General features: G+C 38.8%; 16 protein-coding genes. 10 read left to right on the top strand and 6 right to left on the bottom strand.

Features of this window, described 5'->3' with window-relative positions:
* Nucleotides 1–59: 59 nt before the first annotated feature.
* Together rpsO and bioD are read right to left on the bottom strand one after the other, a co-directional pair.
* Nucleotides 60–329, bottom strand: coding sequence for a 30S ribosomal protein S15 (gene rpsO / locus HMPREF9072_RS11595; RefSeq protein ID WP_002671426.1), 270 nt, complete (start codon nt 327–329; stop codon nt 60–62).
* A gap of 237 nt (nt 330–566) precedes the next feature.
* Nucleotides 567–1,175: a dethiobiotin synthase gene (gene bioD, locus HMPREF9072_RS11590; protein WP_034566439.1), complete on the bottom strand. Its 609-nt coding sequence runs from the start codon at nt 1,173–1,175 to the stop codon at nt 567–569.
* Between the two features lie 184 nt (nt 1,176–1,359).
* Here bioD and HMPREF9072_RS11585 point away from each other — a divergent pair, with 184 nt between their 5' ends.
* Nucleotides 1,360–2,292 (top strand): malate dehydrogenase, encoded by a 933-nt coding sequence (locus tag HMPREF9072_RS11585; RefSeq protein ID WP_009411885.1) that lies wholly within the window; start codon nt 1,360–1,362, stop codon nt 2,290–2,292.
* Between the two features lie 115 nt (nt 2,293–2,407).
* Here the strand turns inward: HMPREF9072_RS11585 and HMPREF9072_RS11580 are convergent, their stop codons facing one another.
* The 4 genes from HMPREF9072_RS11580 to HMPREF9072_RS11565 all read right to left on the bottom strand — a co-directional run bounded on the left by HMPREF9072_RS11580 (nt 2,408) and on the right by HMPREF9072_RS11565 (nt 8,698).
* Nucleotides 2,408–4,132: an MBOAT family protein gene (locus HMPREF9072_RS11580; RefSeq protein WP_009411884.1), complete on the bottom strand. Its 1,725-nt coding sequence runs from the start codon at nt 4,130–4,132 to the stop codon at nt 2,408–2,410.
* Complete coding sequence (locus tag HMPREF9072_RS11575; RefSeq protein ID WP_009411883.1) at nt 4,129–5,679, bottom strand: LysM peptidoglycan-binding domain-containing protein; 1,551 nt, start codon at nt 5,677–5,679, stop codon at nt 4,129–4,131. Before HMPREF9072_RS11575 ends, HMPREF9072_RS11580 begins: the two co-directional genes overlap by 4 nt.
* A 40-nt stretch (nt 5,680–5,719) precedes the next feature.
* Nucleotides 5,720–7,489, bottom strand: a complete 1,770-nt coding sequence (locus HMPREF9072_RS11570) for a GDSL-type esterase/lipase family protein (protein WP_009411882.1) — start codon at nt 7,487–7,489, stop codon at nt 5,720–5,722.
* A 72-nt stretch (nt 7,490–7,561) separates the two neighbouring features.
* Nucleotides 7,562–8,698, bottom strand: coding sequence for a PLP-dependent aspartate aminotransferase family protein (locus HMPREF9072_RS11565; protein WP_009411881.1), 1,137 nt, complete (start codon nt 8,696–8,698; stop codon nt 7,562–7,564).
* 537 nt (nt 8,699–9,235) lie between these two features.
* Between HMPREF9072_RS11565 and HMPREF9072_RS11560 the strand changes: the two genes are divergently transcribed.
* The 9 genes from HMPREF9072_RS11560 to HMPREF9072_RS11520 all read left to right on the top strand — a co-directional run bounded on the left by HMPREF9072_RS11560 (nt 9,236) and on the right by HMPREF9072_RS11520 (nt 18,410).
* Nucleotides 9,236–10,237 (top strand): MoxR family ATPase, encoded by a 1,002-nt coding sequence (locus HMPREF9072_RS11560; RefSeq protein ID WP_009411880.1) that lies wholly within the window; start codon nt 9,236–9,238, stop codon nt 10,235–10,237.
* Nucleotides 10,238–10,311: 74 nt separating this feature from the next.
* On the top strand, nt 10,312–11,175 hold the full coding sequence (locus HMPREF9072_RS11555) for a DUF58 domain-containing protein (RefSeq protein ID WP_009411879.1): 864 nt from the start codon (nt 10,312–10,314) through the stop codon (nt 11,173–11,175).
* A gap of 49 nt (nt 11,176–11,224) precedes the next feature.
* Complete coding sequence (locus HMPREF9072_RS11550) at nt 11,225–12,865, top strand: hypothetical protein (RefSeq protein ID WP_009411878.1); 1,641 nt, start codon at nt 11,225–11,227, stop codon at nt 12,863–12,865.
* 1 nt (nt 12,866) lies between these two features.
* On the top strand, nt 12,867–13,868 hold the full coding sequence (locus tag HMPREF9072_RS11545; RefSeq protein WP_034566437.1) for a VWA domain-containing protein: 1,002 nt from the start codon (nt 12,867–12,869) through the stop codon (nt 13,866–13,868).
* Between the two features lie 26 nt (nt 13,869–13,894).
* Entirely contained in the window at nt 13,895–14,347 is a 453-nt protein-coding gene (locus HMPREF9072_RS11540) for a hypothetical protein (protein ID WP_009411876.1), read from the top strand.
* Nucleotides 14,348–14,433: 86 nt separating this feature from the next.
* A complete protein-coding gene (locus HMPREF9072_RS11535; RefSeq protein ID WP_009411875.1) occupies nt 14,434–16,689 on the top strand; it encodes a TonB-dependent receptor domain-containing protein in 2,256 nt (751 codons plus the stop codon).
* A 76-nt stretch (nt 16,690–16,765) separates the two neighbouring features.
* The gene (locus HMPREF9072_RS11530; protein ID WP_002671387.1) at nt 16,766–17,116 is read left to right on the top strand and encodes a heavy-metal-associated domain-containing protein; all 351 of its coding nucleotides are present in this window, start codon (nt 16,766–16,768) and stop codon (nt 17,114–17,116) included.
* A 119-nt stretch (nt 17,117–17,235) separates the two neighbouring features.
* Nucleotides 17,236–18,135, top strand: coding sequence for a DnaJ C-terminal domain-containing protein (locus tag HMPREF9072_RS11525; RefSeq protein WP_009411874.1), 900 nt, complete (start codon nt 17,236–17,238; stop codon nt 18,133–18,135).
* Between the two features lie 2 nt (nt 18,136–18,137).
* Nucleotides 18,138–18,410 carry a chaperone modulator CbpM gene (locus tag HMPREF9072_RS11520; protein WP_009411873.1) on the top strand — a complete coding sequence of 91 codons (273 nt, stop codon included), beginning with the start codon at nt 18,138–18,140 and terminating at the stop codon, nt 18,408–18,410.
* Nucleotides 18,411–18,535: the final 125 nt, after the last annotated feature.

Raw genomic sequence — 18,535 nt, 5'->3', positions numbered from 1 at the left:
TAACCAATGAAAAACTGCTGTAATAAACAAAAGGAGGCACAAAGCCTCCTTACTATTGCTTATTTTCTGATGTTTAGCTCTTTGATAATCGCACGGTATCTTTCGATATCTGTGTTCTTCAAATAATCGAGCAAACTTCTTCGTCTACCTACTAATTTCACCAAGGAACGCTCGGTATTAAAATCTTTGCGATTTACTTTCAAGTGTTCTGTAAGGTGATTGATTCTAAGGGTAAAAAGAGCGATTTGCCCTTCTGCTGAACCAGTGTTGGTTTCTGAACCTGCGTACTTTTTGAAAATTTCCGCTTTTACTTCTTTTGTTAAATACATTCCAATATTAATTTAATGATTATTATGTAATTTTTTTCGGGCGCAAAGATAAAAAGATTTTATAAGCTGTGCAAATTTATAAATAGATTTTTCTTCTTCTCAACTTATGCTTAGCTTATACAGAGCTTATAGGAAGCTTGGACGAATCTTGGAAGATTGTTATGTAAAGGGTATATGACACATTGATTATCATTAAATTACTAATTTGTTTTTCAGTACAAAATATAACATTTTGTATTATATTTTTAGTTTGCTGGCATATTCTTTAACAACTTGCTTATCGAAATAAGGTTCTTCATCTATACGTAAGAGCACGGAGAGTCCTGTTTTATGAAGAATAAACTCCTCGGTAGACGGTGTGGGGGTACCACTGAAAATAATGCCGTGAACGTTGAGTCCTTTGTTTTTAAGGGCTTCATAAGTGAGCATTGTATGATTAATACTACCCAAATAGTGGCGAGAGACGAGCACTACCTTATCAGTGGGGAGAATAAGATCGAGCATAGTATCTTCATCATTTAAAGGAACATAGAGACCTCCTGCTGCTTCAATAATTAATGTGTTATCGGTAGTAGGGCGCACAATTTTGGAAAGCTCAATACGAACGCCATCTAATTGAGCAGAAAGATGTGGACTAGCAGGTGTGTGTAGCCCATAACTATTAGGGTGAAATACCGTCCGGGAGTTGCTAATGAGGCGTTTTACCTTATGAGTATCGGAGTTTTCTAAATCGCCAGATTGGATTGGTTTCCAATAATCGGCTTGGAGAGCTTCGGTAAGGATAGCCGAAACGACGGTCTTACCGACTTCGGTGGAGATGCCCACCACAAAATAAGTGTCTTTCATTTTGAATGGTTTATTAGTTTTGAAAGTGCAAAAGTACATAAAAAGCACATAGCATAAAATGAAAAAGTAAAAAGAATGTTAAAAATATTTTTAAAGATAATTTGGAGGATTTGCTAAAAGTCCTTACTTTTGTTGCTTGAAAATAACCATCAGGAGGCTTCTCCTGACTTAAATAATAGATTATATGAAAGTTACAGTAGTAGGCGCTGGTGCCGTAGGAGCAAGTTGCGCAGAGTACATTGCTATTAAAGACTTCGCGTCTGAAGTAGTTTTAATTGACATCAAAGAAGGTTTTGCCGAAGGTAAAGCTATGGATTTGATGCAAACCGCCTCCCTCAATGGGTTTGACACTCGTATTGTGGGGGTAACCAATGATTATTCAAAAACAGCAGGCAGTGATGTAGCTGTGATTACCTCAGGTATTCCTCGTAAACCAGGTATGACTCGTGAAGAGCTTATCGGTACCAATGCAAACATTGTGAAATCGGTTGTAGAACAATTAGTAAAATACTCACCTAATGTGATTGTGATTGTAGTAAGCAATCCTATGGATACTATGGCTTATTTGGTACATAAAGCTACTAAGTTGCCTAAGAACCATATTATTGGTATGGGTGGAGCACTCGATAGCGCTCGCTTTAAATATCGTTTGGCAGAAGCGCTCAACAGTCCGATTTCAGACGTAGATGGTATGGTAATCGCTGCTCACAGCGATAGCGGTATGTTACCTCTTACTCGTTTGGCAAGCTATCGTGGAGTGCCTGTAACTGAGTTTTTAAGTGCTGACCGCCTCAATCAGGTTGCTGAAGACACTAAAGTAGGTGGTGCGACCCTTACTAAACTCTTGGGAACTTCGGCTTGGTATGCACCAGGAGCTGCCGTATCAGCTTTAGTACAAGCAATCGCTTGTGACCAAAAGAAACTCTTCCCTTGCTCTGTATTGCTCGAAGGAGAATACGGACAAAAGGATGTGTGTGTAGGGGTACCTGTAATCATCGGTAAAAATGGTGTAGAAAAATTTGTAGAGGTAAAACTCAACGATGCTGAAAAAGCCAAATTTGCTGAAAGTACCGGAGCAGTACGCGAAGTAAACAAAGCGTTAGCAAGCGTATTATAGTTGGGATAGAACAACTATATAAACACTAAAAAAGTGATTATTTTCAAGAGAAAGTAATCACTTTTTTATTTGTTCTATTTGAGTAAAAAACTAAGTTTTTACTTAGATATATCTTCTAAAACTGGAAGTAAATAAAAGGTTGTGCTCCACTTGAAGCTGTGGCATATACCACCCAAAAAGTAAGTGCCAAAATAATTGCTTTAAAGAGAATAGGCATTGCACCAAATACCTTTTTAAGCCATTCGTTTAAACTGGTAGGGAAAAAGTGCCAAACAAAGCCTATTGCCATTAACAAAAATACATTTTGATAGCCCTTGGCAATAACTTGAAATTGATGAAGATCATAAGTTATAGACTGGATATTGTAGATTACACTTAAAGCGATATCGAAATCTTTGGCTCTGAAAAATATCCAGCAAAAAGCTACAAAGTGGAAAGTAATCACTACAAAAATGATATTAGCGATACCTTTAAAAAAAGTTCTTTTCTCAGGATTCTTATTAGGGAAGAACTCCGTAAAGGTTTTATGAACAGCCAAAGCTAACCCGTGTAATGCTCCCCAAATAATGAAACGCAAATTAGCTCCGTGCCATAAACCACCTAGGAGCATTGTCGTCATCTGGTTGAAATGACTACGCACTGATTTTTGTCGGTTTTTAGAGATAAGTATAGCCAATACAAACACAACGATAGCCCCTAAGGTAATATAAAGAGGCAACATTGTTTTTTCTTGCATATGAAATGCCCATAGCAAAGTGGAAGCAAAAAAGACGGTTGGGAAGAAGTAGCCCCAAAAAGTACCTTTGCGGTTCCCTCCTACTGAAAAGTAAAGATAATCTTTTAGCCAAGTAGATAAGGAAATGTGCCAACGTCTCCAAAACTCAGTGATATTTTTAGACTGATAAGGAGTACGGAAGTTTATAGGGAGAGTGAAGCCCATTAGTAGCGCTAAACCTATAGCCATATCGGAATAGCCTGAGAAGTCGCAATATATTTGTAGAGAATAGCCATATACTGCCATTAAGTTCTCAAAAGCTGTATAACTGTTGGGAGCATCGAAAACTCTATCTACAAAGTTTAGAGAGATATAATCGGAAATAACTGCTTTTTTAATCAGTCCTCCAATGATAAGGAATAAAGCAAAAGAAGTTTCTTCTTTCGTTAAGCTTATTTTTTTGTATATCTGTGGTATAAAATCCTTGGCACGCACAATAGGACCTGCCACTAATTGAGGAAAGAAACATACGAAGAAAGTAAAATCTAAGAATGATTTAGCAGGTTCTATCTCTCGGCGATATACATCAATAGTGTAGCTCATTGTTTGGAATGTATAGAACGAGATACCTATAGGCAAGATGATATCTTGTAAGGCAAAGTTGCTTTGAAGCAGTGTATTGAGACTATCAATTAAAAAGTTAGTATACTTAAAATAGGCTAAAATACCCAAATCGGCAACCATACTCACTGCCAGAAAGAACTTGCGCAATGAGGCATTCTGTCTTCTATAGATTTGTCCTGCAAAGAAATAATTTAACAATGAGGAGATTATCAGCAACACAAAGAAGTTACCTCCTGCCTTATAATAGAAGAATAAGGAAAATAAGGTAACATAAACAGTACGGAAATGAGCGTGTTTTTTGGTAATAATATACACCAAATAAAACACCAAAAATAACCCTAAAAACAAACTACTATTAAATAATAGTGGATGATTAGGGTCATAAATGAACCATTGTCTTACTTGTTCGGTTGTGAATGAGAAATTATCAACAAACCATTTAGAGATGTTTTCAGTTGTGAATGTATCAATAAACCATTGCAGTAAGGCATCTATACTCAATTTAGATAGGGTTTTAAAGATAGTTTATATTGTTTTTTATAATTCAAGTAATTGCTCATAAAAGCATCATAAAAGAGAGCGCCTTGCTCAGTATAGCCACTTCTTGTGTAATGTATGCGATCACCAGCAATAAGATTTTGCTGAATAAAGCGTTGAATCGCTTCATTTCCTCCTACAGCTCGATAAAGGTCGAAAACACTGTAATTATCTTTTACTGAATTATCGATGAGAGTATCGGCGTATTCCATACACAAGGGGTTAGGACTTTTCTTTTTGTAAAGAGAAGGCGGAGGTGTAGTAAGCAATATAGGACATTGACCATATTGAGAGCGAATTGCTTTTATGAATTTATTTACCTCTTCGTCATAACGAGTTGCTGACATTCGACAATAAGCCTCATTAGTACCCAAAGATATAATGATTAAATCAGGTTCTAAAGCTTTGATTTGGTCGAAAAAGAGCTGTGATTTGTTATAATCAGAGAAATGAGCTCCATTTACCCCTATGCTGTGATATATAACTCCGTTTTTATCATTTTCTAAGACAATTCCATTAAGCGTAAATGAAGAGCTCTCGGTATTGGCTGTGAGATAAACCTTATCGGAAGGGGTTAGATTATCATAAGAATAATAGCTATATAAAGAATTACCGTTTAAAATGGTAGCATTAGATAAATCTACTTTTTGTTTAGGAGTAGAAGCTACCATCTCTTTAGTAGGGATACGCAATACTTGCCCTATTCTTATTTGTGCGCTTTTTAAGTTATTAGCTTGTTGTATTTTTTCTACTGAAGTGTGATACTTCTTTGAAATACCATAAAGTGTTTGCCCTTGCTCTACTTTGTGTGAAAGTGTTTTAGGAACACTAGGTCTCAAACGAGCTACTTTACCTACATTGGTAGCTAATTCGAACAAACGTTCGTTATTAGGGGTAATAATTTTTACCGTATTAAAGGTGTAGTTTTTATTTTTCAAATCCAGTTCAATAACAAAATTCTTGTTACTGGTAGAAAGAGAATAACCTGTAATACCAACAGTTGCAGAAGAAGTATTCTTCTCACTATTCCAAGAGATATTGGAAGTAAAGCTCACATTATGTCCCCCATTAGTTCTAATAAGTGAATACGGGAATACCAAGCCTAAACCAGCATTTCCAAACTCTTCCTGCAAGCGTTGTCTTACAATATTAGTCATTACATCGGCTTGAATGTGAGAGTCGCCAATATGAACAATATTAATCTTCCTATCTTTCAAGTTCTCCAAAGCAGCAAGCTTTTCGAAAAAAGGGTTCAAGGCTGAGGCATTGTACAGATTATTGTACTCCTTAGGAGAGTCATCATCACCTGCAGCATATGCCAAAGGCTGGGGAATAGCTTCCTTGAAGGCATCTTTATCGATTCCTTCTTTATTCTCTATATTTGCTATCTTTGAAGTAAGTGAAGATAAATTAATAGCTGTAGTATAATTAACATTAAAATAGAGGGCTACTGTAATGATAAACAATACAGGAGCTATTAGTTTCTTTATGAATGGCGTTCGCTTTTTCATTGTTCTATTTTTTTTTTAGTGTGTTATCTATCTTGTTATGTTATCTATGTAAATTGTCTTTTTTTTCTTTAATAGTATCTTTATGCACTTTATTTGTAATATTCTGTACTGCCTGAATTGTTGATGGTTGTACTCGTTGAGTCGTTGGTGATTGTACTCGTTGAGTCGTTGGTGATTGCACTCGCTGAGTAGTTGTACTTTGTACCCGTTGAGTGGTTGTACTTTGTACTCGTTGAGTGGTTGTACTTTGCACTCGCTGAGTTGTTGCACCTTGTACTCGTTGAGTGGTTGTACTTTGCACTCGTTGAGTAGTCGCACTTTGTACTCGCTGAGTAGTTGGTGATTGCACTCGCTGAGTTGTTACAGTTTGTGTTCTTGTTCTATTTACATTAGGTTGAGTAGTAGGAGTAACGGTTCGTACTGTTTGAATTTCTTTTATTCGTTCTTGGAACACATCGGCTTTTTCACTATTACGAGGATCTTTATAGTGCTCATACTCTTCCATAAGTTTATTATAGATGAGGTGGGCTACTTTTTTGGCTCCTCTTGGATTAAAGTGAGTATAGTCTTTACCTGCTAATGGTGGATTTGCCTCTACCCATTGTTTCATAGAGCCTCTACCCCCCATCAGTTCATATAAATTAATAAAACCAGAGCGAGTATCTTGTGCATATTTCCGTTGTGCATTTGCCAAAGGTACTACTGCTTTATCGGTTTGCATCTCCATATCTACTTTAGTAGACTTATCGGCGGTAGAGATAACAAGAATTGAGGTATGAGGGAAGCAAGCTCTTATCTGGTTAATCACCTTTGTCATTCCGCGTTCATACCACGAATAATCGAGTGTACCGTAATTGAGTACATTAGCACCAAAGTGTAATACTACAAGGTCATATCCGCCTAACGCTCTATCGAAAGCTCTCATTAAATCAGGATTAAAGAGCGATAAGGGTAATCCTGAGTTACCTCTGCTTGAAAAGTTATCTATATATACGCCTTTACCTTGCATTGAGCCCACTCCATAAATAGGAATAGAATCAGACTTATAGAAAGTAATACGCACTGATTTAGTGTTTGCCCCTTCGGTTAAAGGCAATACATTCAGCAATTTATCAGTATCTAATGATTTTACTACTCTTACAGTATCGTTATAGGCAATTTCTACTTTTGCTTCTTTATTACCAGAAGCACCATAGAACAATGCTGGTGCATACAACTGACTAATATGAGCTTGGTTTGATGACCTATATTGTACCCACGTGCCATTGCCTTGTGTAAAGAACACTTGTCCAGAGACACCAAAAGGACGCTTAGGGCGTTTTACATTCACATAAGATTGGGTTTTCCAAGTATTGGAATAAGAATGGAATACGCTTCCTCTTGATTTAGCCGACTCAGAAGCAATGGGCAAAAAGCCAATTCCTAACCCCCCGAAAGCGTTTTGGAAAAGAGCTCTCAAATCTTGCACTATGAGGTCGCCATCAGTCATCGAATCGCCGTAATAAGCGATTCTTATTTTACCATTTTTAGTTTGTTCTAACTCTTCTAATTTTTTAAAGAAAGAAAAAAGATACTGGTCGGACTTTTTAAGTCGTTGTTCTTGTGCTAAGGAATCATTGGCTTGGCTGAGTACTTTGTCGATTTCTTTACCTGAAATGGCTTCTAACATTAAGCTATCTACTACTACATTGCTTCCTGAGGCTTTAGTTTCGGGAAAAATACGTGCGGGCAAACAGTTCTTAAGTCCAATGAAAATGAGTGTTGCAAATAAAACAATAAGAAAAGATTGTTTAAAATAGGGTGTCTTCACAAGTTAGCTTCTTTTTCTTCCAGCGGGCAAAGATACAAATAAATAATGAATCAACAGCAAATTTTTTACAAATTATTTTTCTAAGGCTTGTTTAAAATCGGCGATAAGGTCGTCAGCATCTTCAATTCCTACTGCTACGCGGATGAGTGTACGGGTAACACCTCGTGCTACTTTTTCTTCTTCGGGAAACTCGGTGTGAGTAAGTGAACTGGGGTGAGTTACCAATGTTTCGACTCCTCCTAAGCTCACTGCAAAAAGGGCTACTTTTAGACTCTCGAAAAACTTTTTGGCTTTGGCTTCGGTTTTTACTGTAAAAGAAAATACTGAACCTCCACCAGAAGCTTGGCGTTCTTGTATTGCTTTCCCTTTATTTTGTGTATCAGTAGGATAATACACCTTTTCTACTTCGGGGTGTGTTTTAAGGAAATTTAATAGTTTAAGGGTATTGGCTTGAGCTTTTTCGACTCTTAGTTTGAGGGTTTTCATACTGCGCAAGAGCAACCAGCTATCAAACGGAGAAAGCAATGCCCCTATGGCTACTTGTGCAAAACGTATTTTCTCGGCTAAGGTTTCATCATTTACCACCACTGCTCCTGCGATAATATCGTTATGACCTCCTAAATATTTGGTAGCACTGTGTAATACTATGTCGGCTCCTAACTCTAAAGGGCGTTGTAACACGGGCGACATAAAGGTATTATCGACCATAGTGAGCAGATTATGTTTATTGGCGATTTCTATTACCCCGCATATATCGGTAACGTCTAACAGAGGGTTGGAGGGTGTTTCTATAAAGATGGCTTTTGTATTAGGGCGAATGGCTTTCTCTATTTTGCTTAGGTCGGTCATATCGACAAAAGTAGCTTCAAAACCAAATTTATTGAAAATATCGTGCATAATGCGATAAGTACCTCCGTAGATATCTAAGCCTAACACAAAATGGTCGCCTGTTTTAAACATTGTAAAAACAGAAGAAATGGCAGCCATACCCGATGAGAATCCGAATCCGTGTATGCCACTTTCTAATTGAGCTATAAGACTTTCAAAATCCTTACGAGTAGGATTTGAAACGCGTCCGTATTCAAACTCTTGTTCTACACCGTATTCTTCAATAGGGAAAGTAGAAGCCATATTGATGGTGCTTCCCCAGTTTTCTGTGTTTTTATTGGCAGTTCTTACGCCGTGAATGGCTTTAGTTTCAAACTTCATTTCTTATATCTTTGCTATTAGAGCGACAAAAGTAGTACTTTTTTATATGCTACGCAAAAAAAGTTAATTATTAATGATGAATGGTTAATGGTTAGTGGTTAATGGTTAGTGATTAATGGTGAATTAGAGGTAGGGAATTATACAAAGATTATAGGAAACTTATAGGATAGATGGACAAAGAGTGGGGTTACAGCGGGGTTACAGTGGCTCTACAATGAATGAAAAGTGACTAATGAATGAAAGGTAAATGAACACATTATAAATGTAAGATGAATGTAAGGCGGAGGTAAGATGCTAGAACATCGCCCTTTACACATACCCAGCTGTTGCTGGCTACCTTCGAAGGGGGAGTGTAGTGACACAAAAGCAATGACAAGATGTAAGATAAAGTAAAGGGAGATTAAACACAGCTTAGAAAATTATTTTACAAAAATATTTGTCAGTTTAGTAAGAAAAAAATACTTTTGTAACCTGTACTAATAACAAGACGGCACAGTATTTGTATTAAAGAAAAACGCTAAAAAAATAATTTGTACTATGGAACAAAGAACATCTGTAGATATCAGTCAGATAAACGAAATGATAGAGCGTGAAAGTGTGTTTATCGATGCGCTCACCAATGAGATGAACAAGGTGATTGTAGGGCAAAAACATATGGTAAATGCCCTGCTTATCGGGTTATTAGGCAAAGGACATATCCTCTTGGAAGGGGTACCTGGGCTAGCAAAAACGCTATCCATCAACACCCTTGCTAAATCGGTACACGGGTCGTTTAGCCGTATCCAGTTTACACCGGACTTATTGCCTGCCGATGTGATAGGAACAATGACCTACAACATCAAACAAAACGAGTTTTCTATAAAAAAGGGACCTATCTTTGCGAACTTTGTATTGGCTGACGAGATTAACCGTGCGCCTGCCAAAGTACAGTCTGCTCTATTGGAAGCAATGCAAGAGCGACAAGTAACCATTGGTGATTCGACCTTTAAATTAGACGCTCCTTTTATGGTAATGGCGACTCAGAACCCTGTAGAGCAAGAAGGAACTTACCCTCTGCCTGAGGCACAAGTAGACCGTTTTATGCTTAAAACGGTTATCGACTATCCTAAATTGGACGAAGAACAACAGATTATGCGCGACAACCTCAGCAATAGTTACGCAGTGGTGAACCAAACAGTGAGTTTGGAACAAATCCTAAAAGCACAAACAGCCGTGCGCGAGGTGTATATGGACGAAAAGATTGAGAAATACATCTTAGACATTGTTTTTGCCACTCGTTATCCTGAAAAATACAACTTGGCAGAACTTAAACCACTTATTAGCTTTGGGGCATCGCCACGTGGTAGTATCAACTTGGCAATGGCGGCAAAATGTTATGCTTTCATCAAACGTCGTGGTTATGTAATTCCTGAGGATGTACGTGCGGTAGTATTTGACGTATTGCGCCATCGTATCGGTATTACCTATGAAGCAGAGGCTGAGAATATTACCTCAGTAGAGATGATTCACAAGATAGTGAATACCATTGAAGTACCATAGGAGGTAAAAGATAAATTGCTGATGTACAAGACAATTACGAGAGTTTTAAATGGCATTAAAATAGTTAATTAATTTTGGATACTAAAGAACTATTAAAGAAGGTACGCAAAATAGAGATAAAAACGCGCAAACTCTCCGATAATATTTTCGGAGGGGAGTATCACTCTACCTTCAAAGGTCGGGGTATGACTTTCAGTGAAGTACGTCCGTACCAATTTGGTGATGATATTCGCAATATCGACTGGAACGTAACGGCACGCTACAACGAGCCTTTTGTGAAAGTTTTTGAAGAGGAACGCGAACTTACGCTAATGCTGATGATAGACGTGAGCGGTAGTGAGCTTTTTGGTACGAAACAGGAATTCAAAAGTGAAGTGATTACCGAAATAGCAGCTACCTTGGCGTTCTCAGCTTTACAGAATAACGACAAAACGGGCTTGATACTCTTTTCTGACCAAATAGAACTGTATATTCCCCCTAAAAAAGGGAAATCGCACGTGTTGCGCATCATTAGAGAGCTTATAGAGTTTCAGCCCAAAAGTTTTAAGACTAATATCTCGGAGGCTTTGCAGTTCCTCAGTAGGGTAACGAAGAAAAAAGCGATTGTGTTTATGCTCTCGGACTTTATGGATAAAGGCTATGAGAAACCTATACAGATAGCTGCCAGAAAACACGATATTACCGGTATTCGCATTTATGACAAAAAAGAAACTGAACTACCTAACTTAGGTTATGTGATGGTAAAAGATGCTGAAACGGGAGCGCTGATGCGTGTGAACACCGCTTCATCGGCAGTGCGAAATGAATATGCAAAACAATATCACGAGACAGTGAACTATTTTGAGACACTTTGGCAAAAATCGGGTGCAGGGGTAGTGAGCTGTAGGGACGATGAGAGTTATACCCAAAAGCTGTTGGGATACTTTAAAAATAGATAAGAGGTAAGAGATAAGAGGTAAGAGACTAAATTAAGTATTAAGCGGTAAAATGAGACGAATATTATATTTCATATTAATATTATTTGTATTTCCTACTCTTTACGCACAAGAGGTGAAGGTAGAGACTAATACAAAGAACATAAAAATAGGAGAACAGATAGAATACAAGATATCGGTAGAAGCCCCTGCTGATGCGGCTGTGGCATTTCCGGAAGGACAGAGTTTTAGTCCGCTAGAAATGGTAAAAGCCGACCCTACTGATACCTTGAAAGAGGGAGGTAAGTTTCGTTTGGAAAAAGCCTACTACCTTACCCAATTTGATGAAGGGAAGTACACTATTCCGCGACAAAGGATACACATCAGTAACAAAGACTACTATACCGATTCGCTACTCGTAGAAGTACATACCGTAGCGGTAGATACGCTTAAACAGCCTTTATACGACATTAAACCTATTACCGAAGTAGCCTCACCTATGGCTTCACGTATGTGGTTATGGATTATTTTAGGAATTATAGGACTCCTTTTAGTAGCAGGTGGATTATACTTCTTCGTCTTCCGCAAGAGAAAACTAACGGCTGAAGAAGAGCGCAAAAAGTTACCTCCTTTTGAGCGCGCCATACAAGACCTAAAAGACTTACAAAATTCTAAATACCTTATAGAATCACAACACAAAGCCTATTATACTCGGCTTACCGATATTGTAAAAGAATACTTGGAAGACGAGGTGCATATTTTAGCCAAAGAGAGTACCACAGATGAGCTTCTGGCTAAAATTAATGTTTTGCAAGAAGCAGGAAAGCTACACTTATCGGAAGAAACTATCAGCAACCTCAAACGAGTATTACAAAATGCCGACTTGGTGAAATTTGCCAAGAGTAAGCCCTCGGACAACAATGCTGAATACGACCGTGAGACCATTGAGAATGTGGTTATCAAAACCAAAGAGGCTATCCCTGTGATAGTAGTCGAAGGGGAAGTACCTACACAAGACGCTTTCGCAATGAGCGTACTGAAAATAAGAGAACGCAGAAAAAGACGCAACCGAGTGGCTCTTATCGTCGCGCTTTGTTTTGTAGTATTAGCTCCTGTATTGCTTATGGGATATAGTATCTTGTACAACAAATATTTCAATACTTATGCGAGTATCAATCGCAGCGAGTGGGTAACAAGTGATTACGGTTATCCTATTACTGAGCTCACTACCCCAGAGATACTCATTCGCAAGCAAATAGTAGACGTAACGGAATACAAATCGATTATAGATAAGCAATATACTTTCTATTACGGCAGTCTTAATTCACCTTTATACATAATGACCAATATCATTACCTTTAAGAAAGACGCCCAACATACAGCACCCCAACAAGAGGAACAAGGCGGTGGACTTACCTTAGACCCACAAAAGGTGAATGAAATAGTGCTTTCGCAATTGGATAAAGCTAAGGCGAAGAACATCACTACCTTGCAGGAAGAATACACTTCGCCCAGCGGTGCAAAAGGTATAAAAGTTTTTGGCAAAATGAGTATTCCTAACGAGAAAGGTAAATACTTTAGCGCTTCTTACGAACTGTACAGTTTTACTGAAAACAATGCGCTCCAACAAGTTCTTATCACCCATATAGACGAACCTAACGCCGATAAGATAGCACAAAGAGTTATCAATTCTATTGTATTTAAAACAGAATAATATGCTTAAAAATATTACTTTCGCCAATCCACAGTTCTTTTGGTTACTATTAGTCTTACCACTAATGGTGGCGTGGTATTGGTATTGGAATAAAAAATCTAAACCGAATGTAACTATATCTTCCACTATCGCTTTTAAGAAGATGAGTTCGTGGAAAGACCATTTATACCATTCTTTGTTTGCCTTGCGCTTATTGGCAGTAGCCTTACTAATTATAGCATTAGCACGCCCACAAACCCATTCAGAAAATGCACACACAAAGATTACTGATGGGATAGATATTGTAATGGCAATAGACGTATCGGCGAGTATGCTTTCAAAAGACTTAAAGCCTAACCGTTTTGAAGCACTAAAAAAGGTAGCTTCACAATTTGTAAAAGACCGTCCTAACGACCGTATTGGACTTGTTATCTACGCAGGGGAAAGTTATACTAAAACTCCTGTGACTACGGATAAAGGTATTATCTTAAACGCTCTTTCGGAACTTACTTATGGACAAATAGAAGACGGTACAGCCATCGGTATGGGACTGGCAACGGCTGTAAACCGACTCAAAGAAAGTAAAGCCAAGAGTAGAGTTATTATCCTCCTTACCGATGGGGTGAACAACACAGGGTTTATAGACCCACAAACCGCAGCTGAGTTGGCTGCTGAGTATGGTATTAGAGTATATACAATAGGGATAGGCACCAATGGAACGGCGCTCTCTCCTTACGCACTCAATCCTGACGGTAGCATAATGTACCGTATGTTACAAGTGGAAATAGATGAGCCTCTAATGAAAAAGATAGCTGAAGTAACACACGGGAGATACTTTCGTGCCACTGACAACCAAAAGCTCCAACAGATTTACAATGAAATCAACAAGATGGAGACTACCAAGATTGAAGAGTTTAAATACACTGAGGTAGATGAGAAATTCAGACCCTTAGCGATAATTGCTGTGGTTTTATTACTTCTTGAGTTTTTATTAAAAAATACTATCTTTAGAAACGAAATATAAAAAATTGTCGTATCTTTGCCCCCGCAATGAAAAGAAAATTTATCAACATATTATTATCAGCGCTTATCCTGTTCTCCAATTCAGGGTGGGCGATTACTTTTCATTATTGCAAAGAAACCTTATCGTCAGTGTCCTTAGAGTACCCTACTTCTGCGATTGGAGAAGAGGAAGACTGTACTACAATGGACTCTTGCTGTGCTTCGGATGACGATGAGAACGAAACAGAAACTTCACATAAAAAATGTTGTGACGACACATCTATCACTTCTTCTATTTCTGATAGTACATCGGTAGTAAAGGTATTGGAATTGCAATTACAACCCTTTGTAATAGCTCCCCCTACCCTACCCATATTAGAGGAGGTAAGCATTACTGAGACGGTAAAGAAATCTATCACTACTGATTTCTTTACACAGCTGAATGCTCCGCCTCTGTACGAATTGTACTGCCAGAGAGTGTTTTATTCAGGGAAAAGATAAGAGATAAGAGGTAAGAAGTAAACTCCTTTACCTCTGTTTTCTAATCCTTAAATTCTAATTCCTGAACTGAATAAAACAGAACAATAATGTACAAAAAATATATCTTTTTATTAGGGCTATTGTTGCCCTTGTCGCTCTTTGCTCAAAATTTTAGCAAAGGATCTGTAGTCGATGAAAACAACACACCACTTATAGGTGCTGATGTATATTGGGAAGGTACCCAAATAGGTACTTCTACTGATAACGAAGGAGCTTTTACCTTGAAACGACCTGAGGGAAGTTCTACTTTGGTAACAAGCTATGTAGGATATAAAAAGAAAACTGTGAAAGTAAGCGGTAATGCACCCTTACACATTCAGTTAGAGCCTGAAACTACTTTGGAAGAAGTAGTTGTAAGCTACAAACGTGCTAATACAATGAAATCGCAGTGGCAAGTAGCCGATGTGCACACAATGAGCAGTGGGGAACTGCTGAAAGCCGCTTGTTGCAACCTATCGGAGAGTTTCTCTACCAATCCGTCGATTGATGTGAACTTCTCGGACGCCGTTACGGGTAACAAACAAATAAAGATGTTAGGTTTGACCAGTCCGTACATACTAATGGCAGAGGAGAATATCCCTACGATGCGCGGAGCTTCGCAAGCCTACGGACTCTCGTTTGTGCCTGGTACGTGGATTGAGAGTATCCAGATTACCAAAGGAGCAGGGAGTGTGATTAACGGGTATGAGAGTATTTCAGGGCAAATCAATTATGAAATAGAGAAACCTATCAGTGCCATTCCTTTTTTCTTGAACTTATACGCATCGGAGGATAACCGCTACGAAATCAATGCACATACGAATAAAAAGCTCTCTGATAAATGGGCGACTACCCTCTTTGCTCACGGCAATGTGCGTCAGCAAAAAGCTGACCACAATCACGATGGTTTTATAGATAACCCGATAGGTAACCAAATCAACTTGTTGAATCGTTGGCAGTACGCCGATGCTCAAAAGGGTTGGGTAGGTTTTTTGAACCTCCATTATATGAAAGATGAGCGCCAGGCAGGTGAATTGCGCTTTAATCCGCTGACTGACAAAGGGACTACTAATACTTGGGGCAGTGAAGTAAACTCCGAACGCCTCAGCGCATCTAACAAAATAGGGTATGTATTTCCTGATACACCTTATAAGAGCATAGGCTTACAGAACTCTTTTCAATCGCACAAGCAGGATTCCTACTTTGGTTTGAATCGCTATGATATACACCAAAAAAGTTGGTATGGCAACTTGATATACAACTCTATCATCACCAATACCAAGCACAAGTTTGCCACAGGGCTCAACGGTACTTACGACGATTACAACGAGATGCTTAGTACTAGGGCTCTCACAGAGGATTTTTCACGTGTAGACCGCTCGGTGGGTGCCTTCTTTGAATACACTTACGACAATTTGAGCAACTTCAGTTTTGTGGCAGGGGTACGCGCGGACAGTCATAATCACTTAGGAAACTTTATCACTCCACGCTTGCACGTGCGTTACAATCCTTGGAAGCAAGCTACTTTTAGAGTATCGGCAGGACGAGGCAAACGAGCTGCTAATGTGATTGCTGAGAACCAACAGCTCTTGGCTTCTGCACGAGAGTTTACTATCGTAGGAGGTGATGGTGGTAAGCTCTACGGTTTGAACCCTGAAATCGCTTGGAATTACGGCGTGAGCTTTTTGCAAGCGTTTAAAGTATTGGGCAAGAACGCTGAGTTCTCCATAGACTTCTACCGCACTGATTTTGACAATCAAGTAGTAGTAGATTTGGATAACTCACCCCAACAAGCCTTGTTTTATAACCTGAATGGTAATAGCTTTGCTAACTCTTTACAAGCTGAGTTTAGCATCACACCTGCCAAAGGTTTGGACTTTAAAGCAGCCTACAAGTATTACGATGTGCAAACACAGTTTACCAAAGGACAATTGGAGAAGACCCTTACCCCAAAACACCGTTGGTTTGCCAATGTAGCTTACGAGACTCCTGAGCGTCACGAGAACAACCATTCGCAATGGAAGTTTGATGTAACCTTCAATTGGTTAGGAGAACAACACTTACCTACTACGGCTACGAACCCAGTGGTTTATAGGCTTAGCGATTACGCTCCCTCATTTGCTACACTCAATGCCCAAATCACCAAAGTATTCTCTAAGACTTTTGAGATATATGTAGGCGGTGAAAATATCACCAATTATAAACAAGAGAACGGAATTTTGGCTGCCAACGACCCTTTTGGTGCGTATTTTGATAGTACTATACAGTACGCTCCTGCTTTCGGACAGATGTATTACGCAGGACTAAGATTTAAAATTCTATAATTAGCAAATAATCGTTAGTGGTTAGAAAGCTAACGATTAATGACTAAAAACGAACAACTAATAAGTATTTTTCAGAATGAAAACACGTATTTTATTATGGGTAGCTTTGAGTTTCTTTGGACTCACTACCGCAAGTGCTCAACAAGCACCTAACAAAAACAAGAAAGTAGAGTTTGCCGTAGGAGGTAATTGTGAACAGTGCAAAGCGCGCATAGAAAAAGCAGCTTACAGCGTAAAAGGCGTAAAGAGCGCTAATTGGAACATCAAGAGTGGGAATATGACTCTTATTTTTGACGAACGCAAATGTAGCGAAAGCGATGTACAAAAAGCTATTGCCAAAGTAGGACACGACGCAGGGAAAGAGCGCGCTGACGACGAAGTGTACAATAAGTTACACCACTGTTGCTTGTACCAACGCTTGCCTTAGAACCTAAGCAAAAACACAATCATAGGAAGAGATAAGTCCATCTCTTCCTATTTTTTTATCATTTGTATATAAAATATATCAAATAAAGTAGTATCTTTGCGACTGTTAAATTATTAGAGATGATAGATTACTATAAAACCTTAGGGGTAGAAAAAACTGCTACCCAAGATGATATAAAGAAGGCTTACCGCAAGTTGGCGCGCAAGTATCACCCTGATATGAACCCTAACGATAAGACGGCAGAGCAGAAATTTAAAGAGATTAACGAGGCTAACGAAGTACTTAGCAATCCTGAAAACCGTGCTAAATACGACAAGTATGGCGAACACTGGAAATACGGAGAAGAATACGAAAAAGCCCAACAACAGCAACGCTCCCAAGGTGGTTTTGGAGGATTTGAAGGCTTTGGCGGAGGTAACTACTCTGAGGGAGACTATTCTGATTTCTTCAGAGATATGTTTGGCGGACGGACTTCGGGATTTGGTAGAGGTTACGGTAGTGCCTCAGGTAAGTTTAAAGGACAGGATATTTTTGCGGATATGTCGCTACCACTGCGAGAAGTGGCAACTGCTCAGCAACGTACTTTTACGGTGAACGGCAAGAATATACGCATTACAGTACCTGCGGGGGTATATGAAGGGTTGCAAATTAAGCTAAAGGGTCACGGATACGAAGGATATAACGGAGGACCTAACGGTGATTTGTATATCACTTTCCATATTGAACCCGACGCTCAGTTTGAACGCAATGGCAACGATTTGAAAACTACTGTAAATATCGACCTATATACAGCTATGTTAGGTGGCGAAGTGCAGATAGACACCCTCAGTGGTAAAGTGAAAATGAAAGTAGCTCCTGAGACACAAAATGGCACTACGGTGCGCTTAAAAGGTAAAGGTTTTCCTGTGTACAAGCAAGAAGGCACGTTTGGGGACCTTTTTGTAACCTATCAAGTACAATTGCCTAAAAATCTTACGGAACAACAAAAAGCATTATTTGAACAACTTAAAAATTCATAATTATGAAAGATAGAATTTCAAGAGAAGACATCGTTCGTTTGTACAATATAGAAATCACATTCTTTGACGATTTAGAATCAAGTGGACTTATAGAAACGGAAGTGATTGACAACACTACTTACCTGCATTACGACCAGCTTTCGGCTTTTGAACGTTTTACTAATTGGCATTACGACCTTGAAGTGAATATGGCTGGGTTGGAGATTATTCATAGGCTATTACAACAAATTGAAGAATTAAAGGGAGTAAGATTGGAGGTAAAAGATAATGGTTAATGGTTAATTTAGGAGAAGCTTATAGGAAAGACGGTGCGAGCCGCACGGGCAGTCGTAGCACGATAGGCAGATAATGAAAAGACGAACAAAAGACGAAGGAAGAACGAACAAATGACGAAGGAAGA

The organism is Capnocytophaga sp. oral taxon 324 str. F0483 (genome assembly GCF_000318315.2).
In the GTDB taxonomy this organism is placed as follows: Bacteria; Bacteroidota; Bacteroidia; order Flavobacteriales; family Flavobacteriaceae; genus Capnocytophaga; species Capnocytophaga ochracea.
The sequence above is the reverse complement of the archived record's forward strand: the minus strand, read 5'-3'. Positions and strand labels throughout refer to the sequence as shown.